This is a genomic window from Rhodoferax sp. (genome assembly GCF_028689305.1).
GTDB lineage: Bacteria > Pseudomonadota > Gammaproteobacteria > Burkholderiales > Burkholderiaceae_C > Rhodoferax.
Genome location: NZ_JAQTWM010000027.1, coordinates 6,013 through 19,137 on the forward strand (window position 1 = coordinate 6,013; position 13,125 = coordinate 19,137).

At 56.5% G+C, this 13,125-nt stretch carries 13 protein-coding genes; 5 read left to right on the forward strand and 8 right to left on the reverse strand.

All coding sequences use genetic code 11. From position 1 onward, the window contains the following. Both PHW99_RS07775 and PHW99_RS07780 read left to right on the forward strand, forming a co-directional pair. A partial coding sequence (locus PHW99_RS07775) for a transketolase C-terminal domain-containing protein (protein ID WP_300175406.1) occupies positions 1 to 496 on the forward strand: 496 nt, incomplete at its 5' end. Positions 497 to 645: 149 nt separating this feature from the next. Next, positions 646 to 1,776 (forward strand): TRAP transporter substrate-binding protein, encoded by a 1,131-nt coding sequence (locus PHW99_RS07780; protein ID WP_300175408.1) that lies wholly within the window; start codon positions 646 to 648, stop codon positions 1,774 to 1,776. An 87-nt stretch (positions 1,777 to 1,863) separates the two neighbouring features. Here PHW99_RS07780 and PHW99_RS07785 read toward each other — a convergent pair whose 3' ends face one another. The 3 genes from PHW99_RS07785 to PHW99_RS07795 all read right to left on the reverse strand — a co-directional run bounded on the left by PHW99_RS07785 (position 1,864) and on the right by PHW99_RS07795 (position 5,545). Further along, complete coding sequence (locus PHW99_RS07785; RefSeq protein WP_300175410.1) at positions 1,864 to 3,654, reverse strand: TRAP transporter large permease subunit; 1,791 nt, start codon at positions 3,652 to 3,654, stop codon at positions 1,864 to 1,866. A gap of 14 nt (positions 3,655 to 3,668) precedes the next feature. Continuing rightward, positions 3,669 to 4,277 carry a TRAP transporter small permease subunit gene (locus tag PHW99_RS07790; RefSeq protein WP_300175412.1) on the reverse strand — a complete coding sequence of 203 codons (609 nt, stop codon included), beginning with the start codon at positions 4,275 to 4,277 and terminating at the stop codon, positions 3,669 to 3,671. 131 nt (positions 4,278 to 4,408) lie between these two features. Continuing rightward, complete coding sequence (locus tag PHW99_RS07795; RefSeq protein ID WP_300175414.1) at positions 4,409 to 5,545, reverse strand: substrate-binding domain-containing protein; 1,137 nt, start codon at positions 5,543 to 5,545, stop codon at positions 4,409 to 4,411. 64 nt (positions 5,546 to 5,609) lie between these two features. Here PHW99_RS07795 and PHW99_RS07800 point away from each other — a divergent pair, with 64 nt between their 5' ends. From PHW99_RS07800 to PHW99_RS07810, 3 genes are read left to right on the forward strand one after another with little or no spacing between them, the layout of a single operon-like run. Next, positions 5,610 to 6,350 carry an ABC transporter permease gene (locus tag PHW99_RS07800; protein ID WP_300175416.1) on the forward strand — a complete coding sequence of 247 codons (741 nt, stop codon included), beginning with the start codon at positions 5,610 to 5,612 and terminating at the stop codon, positions 6,348 to 6,350. Continuing rightward, positions 6,347 to 7,099 carry a phosphate ABC transporter ATP-binding protein gene (locus PHW99_RS07805; RefSeq protein ID WP_300175418.1) on the forward strand — a complete coding sequence of 251 codons (753 nt, stop codon included), beginning with the start codon at positions 6,347 to 6,349 and terminating at the stop codon, positions 7,097 to 7,099. Before PHW99_RS07800 ends, PHW99_RS07805 begins: the two co-directional genes overlap by 4 nt. Next, complete coding sequence (locus tag PHW99_RS07810) at positions 7,096 to 7,938, forward strand: extracellular solute-binding protein (RefSeq protein WP_300175420.1); 843 nt, start codon at positions 7,096 to 7,098, stop codon at positions 7,936 to 7,938. The genes PHW99_RS07805 and PHW99_RS07810 overlap by 4 nt, the downstream gene beginning before the upstream one ends. Before the next feature lie 117 nt (positions 7,939 to 8,055). Here the strand turns inward: PHW99_RS07810 and PHW99_RS07815 are convergent, their stop codons facing one another. From PHW99_RS07815 to PHW99_RS07835, 5 genes are all read right to left on the reverse strand, one after another. After that, positions 8,056 to 9,306 carry a putative Na+/H+ antiporter gene (locus PHW99_RS07815; RefSeq protein WP_300175422.1) on the reverse strand — a complete coding sequence of 417 codons (1,251 nt, stop codon included), beginning with the start codon at positions 9,304 to 9,306 and terminating at the stop codon, positions 8,056 to 8,058. Continuing rightward, complete coding sequence (locus tag PHW99_RS07820; RefSeq protein WP_300175424.1) at positions 9,303 to 9,620, reverse strand: hypothetical protein; 318 nt, start codon at positions 9,618 to 9,620, stop codon at positions 9,303 to 9,305. Before PHW99_RS07820 ends, PHW99_RS07815 begins: the two co-directional genes overlap by 4 nt. Positions 9,621 to 9,861: 241 nt before the next feature. Then, the gene (locus tag PHW99_RS07825; RefSeq protein ID WP_300175426.1) at positions 9,862 to 10,776 is read right to left on the reverse strand and encodes a calcium/sodium antiporter; all 915 of its coding nucleotides are present in this window, start codon (positions 10,774 to 10,776) and stop codon (positions 9,862 to 9,864) included. Between the two features lie 41 nt (positions 10,777 to 10,817). Continuing rightward, positions 10,818 to 11,423, reverse strand: coding sequence for a response regulator (locus PHW99_RS07830; protein ID WP_300175428.1), 606 nt, complete (start codon positions 11,421 to 11,423; stop codon positions 10,818 to 10,820). After that, entirely contained in the window at positions 11,416 to 13,041 is a 1,626-nt protein-coding gene (locus PHW99_RS07835) for an ATP-binding protein (protein WP_300175430.1), read from the reverse strand. The genes PHW99_RS07830 and PHW99_RS07835 overlap by 8 nt, the downstream gene beginning before the upstream one ends. Positions 13,042 to 13,125 lie beyond the last annotated feature (84 nt).

A 13,125-nucleotide genomic window follows, 5' to 3' on the forward strand; every position in this document is an offset into this window, starting at 1 on the left:
CACGGCTTATGCGCAGACCACCCCGGTGGCCGTGCGTTACCCGCGCGGCGCCGGGGCTGGAGTGCCGGTCAGCAGTGCGCTGGATGCCTTGCCGTTTGGCAAAGGCGAAGTTCGCCGCTCTGGCCGACGTGTGGCGATTCTGGCCTTCGGCACGCTGCTGCATCCGGCCTTGCAGGCAGCCGAATCACTGGACGCCACGGTGGTCAACATGCGTTGGGCCAAACCGCTCGATACCGAGCTGCTGTTGCAGGTGGCGGCACAGCATGAGGCGCTGGTGACGGTCGAAGAGGGTGCGTTGATGGGCGGCGCTGGCAGTGCCGTGCTGGAGGCTCTGGCCGCTGCCGGCGTGGTCAAGCCGGTGCAACAACTGGGCTTGCGCGACGAGTTCATTGAACACGGCGACCCTGCCAAACTGCTGGCCATGCAGGGGCTCGACGCGACCGGGATTGAGGCGGCCGTGCGCTCGCGGTTTGAAATTCTTTTGCCTAACCGTTGAAAAATGGGCGTTGTCCAGTGGCGCAAGGGAAAACCCGATGCGATCACAGGGGCACGCTTTATAGAATGCAAAGTGACTTTTTTATTCAGTCATCGCTGCGCATGACTGCGTGGTGAACAACTTCATTTGTAACCCTCAGGAGTAAATCTATGGATCGTCGTTCCGTCATCAAAAACGCCGGTATTGCTGGCGTATTGGCCGCAGGACTAGCTGCATGTGGCAAAAAAGAGGAGGCCGCACCAGCGACTCCCGGTGCCCCGGCTATTGTCACTGGCGGTGGTGAAGTTCGTTGGCGTCTGGCATCAAGTTTCCCAAAATCGCTTGACACCATTTACGGTGGTGCAGAGGTCTTCGCCAAGGCGGTCAAGGCCATGTCAGGTGGCAAGTTTGAGATTTCCGTGCATGCTGGTGGTGAGTTGGTACCGCCGTTCGGCGTCGTTGACGGTGTGCAAAACGGGACGATCGAAATGTGTCACACCGTTCCCTATTATTTTTACGGCAAAAACCCGGCCTTTGCCTTGGGTTCGGCCATTCCCTTTGGTCTGAATGCCCGCCAGATGACGGCCTGGATGATGCATGGCAATGGCCGCAAGCTCATGAACGAGCTCTATGCTGCTTATGGCATGGTGAGTTATGCTGGCGGGAACACCGGAACCCAGATGGGTGGTTGGTTCCGCAAGGAAATCAAGTCTGTCGCTGATTTCAAGGGCATGAAGATGCGTTTGGGCGGTGGCTTGATCGGGGAAGTGATGCAGGAGCTCGGCGCGGTGCCACAGAGCATTCCTGGTGGTGAAATCTACCAGGCGCTGGAAAAAGGCACGATTGATGCTGCTGAATGGGTGGGGCCGTATGATGACCAGAAGCTCGGCTTCAATAAAGTGGCGCCCTTTTACTACTACCCGGGTTGGTGGGAAGGCGGCCCCGAGGTGGACTTCTTTATCAACAAGAAGGCGTTTGACGGCCTGTCAGCTGAAAACAAGGCCATCATTGAAGCGGCCTCTGTCGTGGCGCATACTGACATGCTGGCCAAATACGATGCCTTGAACCCCAATGCATTGAAGCAGCTGGTCGCTGCCAAAACCAAGGTTTTGCCGTTCCCGCAGAGTGTTCTAGAGGCCTCCTTCAAGGCTTCGAAGAAAGTGTTTGAAGCCAACAATGCCAAGAGTCCCGAGTGGAAGAAGATTTATGCTGACTTGCTGGCTTTCCAGCGTGATCAAGTCTTGTGGTTCCGCTTTGCGGAAGCGCGCTTCGATTCATTCATGGCGTCGCAAAAACTCTGATACCGGTCAATTTCTCGTTAAAAAGCCCCGCATTGCGGGGCTTTTTTTTGAGGGCGCCCACAGTGAATTCACTGTGGGCTGATGGCGTTACTTGGTTTCTTTTTTCATGGCGTCTTCCATGGCTTTCATCGGATCGTTGGAGGCCGCGTCGTCAGCGGCGGGTGGCGCCTCTGGCTGCACCTCAGGGCTGGAAGCATCAGCAGACGGCGCAGGTGCAGCGGGGCTTTCACCGGGCATATTGGCCATCATTTCGGCACCGACTTTGTCAAGATCGACCGCCTCAGCCTTGTCCAGACCACTGGAGACAATGCCAGGGAAGGCAATGATGGCAGCAACCATGACGATCTGGATGATCACAAACGGAATGGCGCCCCAGTAAATCTGCATGGTGGTGACCGGTTGGATCAGCTTCTTGGTGATCTTGTCGGTGTATTCCTTACCTGGTGCCACACTGCGCAGATAGAACAACGCAAAGCCAAACGGCGGGTGCATGAACGAGGTTTGCATGTTCACTCCCAGCAAGACGCCAAACCAGATCAGGTCAATGCCCATTTTTTCAGCGACAGGACCAATCAGCGGCACCACGATGAAGCACAACTCAAAAAAGTCCAGGAAAAAGGCCAGAAAGAAAATCAGCACGTTGACCACGATCAGAAAGCCCAGTTGACCGCCCGGCAGTGAGGTCAGCAGGTGTTCCACCCACTTGGAGCCATCCACGCCCTGGAACACCAGGCTGAAGACGGTCGAACCCACCAGAATGAACACCACAAAACTCGACAGTTTGGACGTACTGGCCAAAGCCTGCTTCAGCAGGGCCATGCTCAGCCGTTTGCGCAAGATCGCCATGATGAAGGCGCCCATGGCCCCCATGGCTCCACCTTCGGTGGGTGTCGCCACCCCCAGGAAGATCGTGCCCAGCACCAGGAAGATCAGCAGCAGCGGGGGAATCAGCACAAATGTGACGCGTTCAGCCATGCGTGACAGCAGGCCCAGGCGTGTCACCTTGTTGATCACAGCGATGACAAAGGCCAGCAGCACGCCCGAACACAAGGCCACCACGATGGTTTCATCGGTGGCTACTGTCAGCACTTCTTCACCCTTGAACCAGCTCACGACCTGGGCGTAGTGTTTTCCCAGGTACACCGCCAGGCCGGTGCTGACAGCAGTCAAAACGCCCAGCGAAGGCAGGCCGCTGGAGCCGTTGTCTTCGCGGATGGTGCGTGCCTCGGGGGGCAGGGCTGGGACCCAGGAGGGACGGATGAACGTCAGCAGCACGACGTAGCCCACATACAAACCTGTCAGGACAAACCCGGGGATGAACGCACCCTTGTACATTTCACCCACGCTGCGACCCAACTGGTCAGCCAGGATGATCAACACCAGTGACGGCGGAATGATCTGGGCCAATGTGCCTGACGCGGCAATCACCCCCGAGGCCACGCGCCGGTCATAACCGTAGCGCAACATGATCGGCAGCGAAATCAGGCCCATGGAAATCACCGAGGCGGCCACCACACCGGTGGTTGCAGCCAGCAGGGCGCCAACAAAAATCACGGCAAAAGCCAGGCCACCGCGCAACGGGCCGAACAGTTGGCCGATGGTGTCGAGCAGATCTTCGGCCATGCCGCTACGCTCCAGAATCAGGCCCATCAGCGTGAAGAACGGAATGGCCAGCAGCGTGTCGTTTTGCATGATGCCAAAAATACGCAACGGCAAGGCCTGCAGCAGCGATTGCGGCAAAACACCCAGTTCAATACCGACAAAACCAAAAAACAGCCCGCAGGCACCCAGACTGAAGGCAACCGGGAAACCCAGTAGCAGGAAAACGATCAAGCCCGCGAACATGATCGGGGCGAGATTGGCGGTTAAAAGTTCCATGTGTGTCTCCGGGCTCAGGTCGCGTTGGCTTTGGCGGCTTTCTCATCAGCCAGTTTTTGAATGGCTTCCGCCAGCTCTTCTTCAGCCGTCTTTTCGACGACTTTTTCGGTTGGGTCGTCAATCAGGCCCTTAAGGAACGCCAGCCGCTTGATCAACTCAGACGTGCCTTGCAGAAACAGCAGGCCAAACCCCAATGGCATCATGGCGTAGACCGGCCAGCGGATCAGGCCGCCGGCGTTGGAGGACATTTCGCCGGAGGCATACCCTTTGAGCACAAATGGCACACTGAACCAGAGAATGGCCGTGCAAAAAGGCAGCAAAAAGCAGGTGAAGCCAAACACATCAATCCAGATTTGGGTGCGTTTGGCCAGGCGGCCATAAACCACGTCGATCTTGACGTGTTCACCGTTGAGCAATGTGTAGGCGGAAAATAACAAAAAGGTAGCGGCAAACAGGTACCACTGCACTTCGAGATAGGCGTTGGAGCCGACATTAAAGGCTTTGCGCACGACGGCATTGAGAGCGCTGATGGCGGTGGAGGCCAGAATCAGCCAGATGGCATATTTGCCGACCAGGCGATTGAGCCCGTCAACCATATTTGAATATCTCAAAAGAGCTTGCATGGTGTCTCCATTGTTAGAGTTTGTGGCGCACTTTAACCACGGTAATGGTCTGGTGCAGGGGAAATAACCGCCGAAGTTTAGCGGTTTGCCTCGAACGGTCGCGCAAAAATATATATGACCTTGGCTTGAAATTATTTTGTCGCCGGGCCAGCGGTCGGTGCAGCGGCCTTTTTCTGTGCAAAATTCCACCATGGCAACACCTTACGCATCGACAGCACCTGGCCACTCTGCTCGGGGGCATAACCCGCAATGGCACCGACATGCGCCTGCCAGTGCGGCGTTTGCAGCAGTTGCCGCAAGTGCTGCACGCCGGGCTGTTCCAGTGCCGATTTCAGGCACACCAGGTGGTAACGCTCCTCCACCAGCGGCACAAAATCCAGCCCGGCCTGGTAGGCGGCGGCGGCGATGCCCAGGCCAGTATCACATTGGCCCGAAGCCACGGCCTGTGCCACGGCCGCGTGGGACGGTTCAACCCGGCCGTCACCCGGCAGGGCCGCACCAGTCAGCCCAGCCTGATCCAGCAGCTCGTCCAGCACCACGCGCGTGCCCGAACCCAGCGCCCGGTTGGCAAAACGGGCTTGGGCGGTGATGACATCGGTGATGGCACGCAGCGCCAGCGGGTTGCCGGGGGCCACCATCAGCCCCTGGGTGCGCCGGGCAAAACCGATGATCTTGTGCAGGCCGGGTTGCAGCAGGGGTTTGTAGCTGCGTTCACTGCGGCTATGGCGACTGGTGTCCAGCAGGGTATGAAACCCCGCCATCACACAGCGTCCTTCGTTGAGCGCGCGGATGGCGTCCACACTGCCGGTAAAACGCACATCCAGGTGCAGGCGACCGGTGTCCTCGGAGTCGCGCAGGGCGTATTCCCTGAGCGCGGAGATGGCCTCGTCATGGCTGGCATACAGCGTCAGCATATGCACCTGGTCGTCAAAAGCCAGCGCAAAGCTGCGTTCGAGTTCGGCGCGCAGCGCCTCGATTTGCGGCGCCAGCCGCGCCTGGGCCTGCCGTTCGGCCCACATCAGCTTGGCGCCAAAGTCAGTCAGGCGGGCCGCCTGGCCTTTTTCCCAGACCAGCAGTTCGTTGCCCAGTTCCTGCTCCCAGCGCTTGAGTTCGCCCCAGACGTGCCGGTAACTCAGCCCCAGGGCACGGGCGCCACCCGAGATCGAACCCTGGCTGCTGACCGCCTGCAGCAAATCAATCAGGGGGTTGCGCACCTGGGCCGGGCTGCTGTCGCGTGAGAGGGTGTAGTGGAGTTGAAGCCTATGCACGGTGGTTCATATGGTCAGTCAATAGATCGGTGGCTACGATACCGCAACTTTGATATCGGCCTGAATGACCACCTTCTCCGACAGTGCAGCCACGGCGCTGCAACTCATCTTCTCCATGGACCAGGGTCTGCTCACCATCGTGGGCCGGTCCCTGTCTGTCAGCGCCTGTGCCAGTGCTATTGCCTGTGTGGTGGGCCTGGTGCTGGGGGCTTGGCTGGGCGTGGCGCGTTTTGCCGGGCGCGGTGCGGTGCTGACGGTGCTCAACACCTTTTTGGCGGTGCCCTCGGTGGTGGTTGGGCTGGTGATCTACCTGCTGCTGTCACGCAGCGGGCCATTGGGTTACCTGGGCTGGCTGTTCAGTTTCAAGGCCATGGTGCTGGCGCAAGCGGTGCTGGTGTTGCCGGTCGTGACGGCGCTGACGCGCCAGGCGGTGGAGGATGCCCAGGCTTTGCATGGTGAGCAATTGCAGTCCCTGGGTGCCCGGCCGCTGCTGCGCAGTCTGTTATTGGCCTGGGATGAGCGTTACGCGCTGCTGACGGTGATGATTGCCGCCTTTGGCCGTGCTGTGTCGGAAGTTGGCGCGGTGATGATTGTGGGCGGCAATGTGGATGGTTTCACACGGGTCATGACCACGGCCATTGCGCTGGAAACCAGCAAGGGCGATTTGCCTTTGGCGCTGGGTCTGGGGCTGGTGTTGCTGGGGGTGGTGTTGCTGCTCAACGCGCTGATTGGCGGGCTGCGGCGCTGGCGTGAATCGGATGAGGTGGGGGTGGCCTCGTCACCCTTGCAGGGGGCATCGGTTTGAAAAGAGGCGCAGCTGACAGCAGTGACCAGATAGGTGCCCTGTTTGAATTGACCGGTGTCAGTGTGCAATTTGGCTCGGCGCAGCGTGGTGTGCCGGCTTTGACGGACCTTCACCTTCGTATTGCGCCTGGCGAGCGTGTGGCGCTGGTTGGCGCCAATGGTTCTGGCAAGAGCACGCTGTTGCGGGTGTTGCACGGCTTGATTCGCCCTGCCGCTGGTCATCTGATCAGCCCGGGCGCAGCCCGCCAGGCCATGTTGTTTCAAAAGCCGCACTTGTTGCGTCTGTCGGTCCAGACCAATGTGGCGCTGGGGCCGTGGCTGCGCGGCTTACCCTGGCGCCAGGCCAACACCCTGGCGCTGGCGGCGCTGGAGCGGGTGGGCTTGGCCACGGTGGCCCGGCGCAATGCGCGCGCCCTTTCGGGCGGCCAGCAGCAGCGCGTGGCCATGGCACGTGCCTGGGCGCTCAACCCGGATGTGCTGCTGCTGGATGAACCGACCGCCAGTCTGGACCCACACGCCAAGCGTGAGGTGGAGGCGCTGATGGAAGAGTTTGCCAGCCAGAGCCGCGCTCTGACGCTGATTTTTGCCAGCCACAACCTGGGCCAGGTCAAGCGGCTGGCCAGCCGGGTGATCTACCTGGAACAGGGGCGGGTGCTGGCCGACTTGCCGGTTGATCACTTTTTTGGCGGGACTTTGCTGCAGCAAAAATACCCCGCCGCCCATCTTTTTGTCAAAGGAGAACTTGTATGAAATCTTTTGGGTCTTTTAGGCCTCTAGCCCACGTCAATAATGTGTTTGTTGCTACTGTTATTGTAGCTGCTACCAGCCTGCCGGTGGCTGCGCAGGCGCAGTCGATCGTGGTGGCGTCCACCACCTCGACCGAGCAGTCCGGGCTGTTCGGCTACCTGCTGCCCGAGTTCAAGAAGGCCAGCGGCATTGACGTGAAAGTGGTGGCCCTGGGCACCGGCCAAGCCATCGACATGGGCCGCCGGGGTGACGCTGATGTGCTGTTTGTGCACGACAAGGTGGCTGAGGAAAAGGTGGTGGCTGAGGGGTTTGCCATCAAACGCCTGGAGGTGATGTACAACGACTTTGTGCTGATCGGCCCCAAGGCCGACCCACTCAATACCAAAGGCAATGACATTGTGGCGGCGCTGAAAAAAGTGGCCGCGGGCAACGGTGCCTTTATCTCGCGTGGTGACAAGAGCGGCACCCATGCCGCCGAGTTGCGTTTCTGGAAAGTGGCGGACCTGGATGAAAAAACCGCCGGCAGCGGCTACAAGTCCTGCGGTTGTGGCATGGGCCCGGCGCTGAACATGGCTTCCAGCCTGGGCGCTTATGTGCTGGCCGATCGCGGCACCTGGCTCAACTTCAAGAACCGCGGTGACCTGACGGTGCTGGTGGAGGGGGACAAGCGCCTGTTCAACCAGTATGGCGTGATGCTGGTGAACCCGGCCAAACACCCGCACGTCAAGGCGGCTGACGGCCAGAAGTTTGTTGACTGGGTGACCTCCAGCGCTGGCCAGGGTGTGATCGCCAGCTACAAGATTGGTGGCGAACAACTGTTCTTTCCGAACGCGGCCAAGTAAACCTATCTGAAGCCACCTGCATGAAGGGGCGTTGCCGCCGGTGAGGCCCCTAACCGTTTGGCCAGGCGGGCCGGATGACGCCAACTGTGACCGTTTCGGGTGGATCAGACAGCGTTCTCATAACAGTCTGAAAGCGATCACAGCGGTCAGTGTTGGTGGCAATGCTGCCACCAGAAGTCCAATTGGATGGATGGCTTCATCCTCGAAATGACCGCGCAGAATCGAAAATCCTGCAGGATTTGGTGCATTGGCAATCACGGTTAAACCACCTCCGGTGACAGCGCCCGCAACAAGCGCGTGTTTGAACTCGTCACTCAGACCGTTCACCAGCGATCCCAGATAAGTCAGCGCAGCATTGTCAGTCACTGCGGTCAAAACAGTGGCTCCAAAGTAGACCGTTGTTGCATCCATGCTTCGCAGAAGGGGTTCGAGCCACCACTGCTGCTGTCCGCCCAACACCACCAGTCCTGCCAGGAAAAAGGCCACCAACAGACCTTCCCGAAGGATCAATCGGTCCTGGAATTGCGGGTATGCGCTTGCCACGCCCATGAAAAACAAAAACAGCGCCATGAACACGGCCGGGTGGTGGGCAAATGTCACAACGCCCATCAGGAACAGGATATGCAGGACACTGATCCACAAAGGCATTTTTGTGCTGGTGTTCGACGATTTCAGGGAAAGTCCTGACAGCTGATGTCTGAAAATGAGGGTGGTCACCAGCGCGTTGACGACTACTGCAAATGCAGCTTTCCAGCCGAAATGTCCCAGCATGTACCAGCTGTCCCAGTTCCATTTGGTGGCAACCATCAGTACAGGTGGCGCGGCAAATGACGTGAGTGTGCCACCGATGGAGATATTGACAAACAGCACGCCTAGCGTGGCGTATTTGAGCTTGGTGGATGGATTTGAGTCATAAATCCTGTCCCGTAACATGAGCGCCGCCAAGGTCATCGCAGCTGGTTCGGTGATGAAAGAACCGAGCAAGGGCACGAAGGCCAGCGCAACGAAGTAAAACGCCATGCCGCCACGTAGCGGAACGAATCTGGCAATGGTATTCACGCCTTCGCGCGCCATCTCCAGGACGGCCCGGCTTCCCGCGATGACCATGATCACGAACACGAACATGGGTTCTGTAAAGTTGCGCGAATCCAGGTAACTGGTGGCTGCATCCTTGCCCATGAGAAACGCCATGGCAACAATCAATACCATGGCCCAAAAGCCGAAAACGACTTCGACTTCCCCAAGCAGGTGCCACATCCCGGCGTGATTGGGCTTACGGTGCGCCATGCGCTCGAAAAATTTTGTAGAAAAGGTGTGGATCAGAGCCACAAAAAAAAGTCCAGCACCGACCCACTGAATCATGCTCATGATCGTCCCATCTGTTCAAGTTGTTTGCGCAGACCACGGCGCAAGCGACGGATATGAATGGGGAAAAGAACAATCGTCAGCAGGGGCACAACAACAAAGAAGTTGATCACCAGTGTCGCTTCAATGTCACTGGGTATGGAAGCTTTTTCCATGAAAATTTTTGTGAGCGACGTCACCAGTACCAGCCAAATGGCAACGCCAATCAGCTCAACTGAATGGAGTTCACTTTCTCGTGCTTTCTGGAGTGCCGGTTCTTGATTGGTCGCCGGAAACTGTCTGAGTTCAGGTAATAGCCACAGCCACAACTTAATCATTGATGCACTGAGGAAATGGATTCTTCGCCATCCTCTTTGGAAACACTTGTCTACGGATCACACCTAACCTCCTGGTGAGCGGAGGCGATGCATTCACCCCTAACTTTCACGCGATGCGAAGGTTATCCATTTGACAGAATCATGGCTATTCGGGCAGTAATGTACGTGATGTCACGTACGTGAAACCCTTATTAACAAATGGATTGACATTGTTGCGAAGGCAACGATGTCAACTGGACACTCATTCGTGACTGAACGTGAGCACGATGTAAATCGCATAAACCGCCAATAGCATGAATCCGCGTTGTTTCGGGATGACGCCTTGGTGAGGCAGTATCAGAAGAGCAGCAAACACCCCGAAAATCAGTGCAATAGAAACATCACCCCGAGAGGCTTGAATAGGATGGATGGCAGCAGTGGTACCGACGATGGCCAAACCATTGAACAGATTGCTCCCAAGCAGTGTTCCAAGACCAACATCGTCGTGACCTCGCCAGCGTGCGAGCAGCGTCGTCACCAATTCTGGCAATGAGGTGCCGAGAGCCACGACTGTGGCACCAACGATGTAGCTGCTTATACCTAGCGCCGAAGCAATGCCACTTGCACCAATCACAAAGAGGCGCCCTGCCAAAAACAAGAATGACAGGCCTACTACAGCAAGCAGCGATGTGGACATGGCATGTCGTGATACTGATACTGGTAGTGCATCTTGCACTTTGTCATGCCGATATAGGATCGTCTGCCGGCTTAAGAGGGCCACCCAGAGCGCAAAAAGTGAAAGCAGGAGAGCCCCGTCCCACCGGGACAATTGACCGTCGAACGCCAGTATCAGGGTAAGGATTGGTACAACTATGGCGAAAAGAAAATCGCGCCGATGGGCACGCGACTGGGCTGAAATTGGCCCCCAAAGCAGTGCCAAGGCAAATATCAAACAGATGTTCACCACATTGCTGCCCAGTGCGTCACCTAATCCGATCTCCGGTGTGCCGGCGAGTGCTGCCATTGTCGAGACAGTGAATTCAGGACTGGAAGTTGCAAAAGCAGAAATGGAGGTTGCCACCAACAACCTGGGGAGACGTAACCACGCAGACAAGTCAAGAACGCCCCTGAGAAACAGTTCGCCACCCACTGCAGCCAAGGCGATGGCGATCAGCACTGTGAAAGTATCGGTTGAAGAATATGGCATGACCGGTGGTTCTAGACCAAGTCCCTGTCCACCAGGCGCACCAGATCAATCAAGTTCTGGACACCCAGTTTTTCCATGACCCGTGCCTTGTGGACTTCAACCGTCCTGGGGCTGATGCCAAGTTCTTCTGCAATGCGGCGATTGTGGAGACCTTTCAGCATCCATCCCATCACCTCACGCTCGCGTGCAGTCAGTTGTCCCAAGGAGGATCTGGCGATTTGCTGTACGTCCTGTGCCTGATCTGTGGTGCGTATACCGTCCAATGCTCTTTCAATGGTGCCCACGAGTTGTTCGCCATCAAACGGTTTTTCAATAAAGTCAACGGCTTGGGCCAAAAACGCTTGTCGAGCGGCGGCGACATCACCATGCGCGGTAATCACAATCAAGGGCAATTGAATATTGCGCTCCAACAGCAGCCGCTGCAGCTCCAGCCCCGAAATTCCAGGCATCCGAATGTCGACGATGGCACAGCCTCGCCAACTGGTTGTAAGCGCCGCCAAAAAATCTTCTGCATTGGCAAACAACGCCGTCGAATAACCACGCAGACTCAGCAAAAGTGACAGTGAATCTCGAATAAATGCGTCGTCATCAACAATGAACACGGTTTCTTTATGCATTTGTGACTTCACCATCGTCCACGTCTACAGTTGGAAGCGTAAAACAAAAGCAGCTTCTCTCGCCTGACTCAAACCAGAGCCGACCACCATGTGCTTCAACAATGGCGCGGCAGATGCTCAGACCGATGCCCATGCCACCCGGCTTATCTGAAGCGCCTGCATCAAACAAGCTTGGCAGGCGAGCCATATCCACTCCAGGCCCGTTATCCTGAACCTCAATCAGCAATTCTGCATTGTGCATGTGAGCACGGATGATGATTTGATTTCCAGCATTTGACAAAGAGGTGGCGTCGATGGCATTGTCAATCAGATTGCGCAGGACCACTGAAATCTGAACAGGGTCCATTCGGACCATGGGCAGGTTCTCCTGTATTTGCGCCTCCAGCCGTAACTGAAGTGTTTCCATGCGCCGAAGGTGGACTTGTATCGCGTCATGAACGATATGAGTGGGGTTGACCAACTGCAAATTGGTGGAGCCAGTTCGGAAAAAATCACGCAGGCGCTTGATAACCATCCCAGCACGATCGACGTCGTTAACGATCCGTTGCGTGACATCGATCAATTGTTGACGCCGACCAACTGGCAGTTCATTGGCTTGTGTCACAAGTATCTGGCAGGCCTGGGCATAGTTATTCAAAGCCGTCAAGGGCTGGCTTAATTCATGCGCCAGTGATGCAGCCATTTGACCCGCTGCTGCCAGCCGCAGGCTGCTATTCAATTGAGTTTGCGTTCTCGTGCGCTCATCAACGACAACACCGATCATCAAACCGGTCAACGAAATCGCCATCATCAGAACTTGCAACTCGAACACTGTCAAGTCTTCGTTGGGGACCGATTGAACGGCCAGAATTAAGCCTAGCTGGGTGACAAAGGAGATGAATGCAGCGCCTGAAACTCCGAACTTGGCTGATATCCAGACGATGGGCAAAAAGAGCAGATAAAAATATTTGAAATGATCATTTCCCCCAGTCCCAAAAACAGTCCAGAGAAGCAAACATGTGAGCACGGTGATGACCCAGCAATGACCATTCTTGAGCGTGTGGATCAAGGCGGTCCTGCGCATGGAGTCCATCAATACAAGTAAAACAGGTAATAGCACCAACAAACCCACAGCGTCACCGATCCAGTAGCGTGCAATGGCCTCGTAGGTGGAGCCACTCACTCCCAGCCCAGCCACTGAAAAAGCAGAGATGTAGATAACGCCGCTGAGCAGTGATCCCACCACCACAATTGCGGTGAACCATGACAGATCAAGTTGTGTGGCCAAGGCAAGCGACTGGTCAAGCTTGAGTTTGAGACTATGGGCTATTGCTGCGTAAATCAGGCTCAGTGCTGTTGTGGATGTCAGTACGACCAGCCAGTCAGAAGGGACACCGCGAACAAACAGTTCTGCTGTCAATAGGCTGATCCAAACGACCCATAGCCAATGTCGATTCCATAACAGCAGGGCGATGGCCAGGGCAGACTGAGGACTCCAAGGCGTGATGTTCAGGCCTTGCAGCGGGCGTATGAAGCTGACCCAGTCAAGTAAGAGAAAAATGGCAACATAGCCAATTGCCATTTGCCATGGAATTTGACGCGAGTCCCGGCTGGATTGAATCAGATCGGTTTTTTGCATGATTGGATTTTCGTTCCAATACGCGTTATGTCGAAGTGGTATGACCTTGGGATATTGGCGAACGACAATTTTCATTGCGCCAGT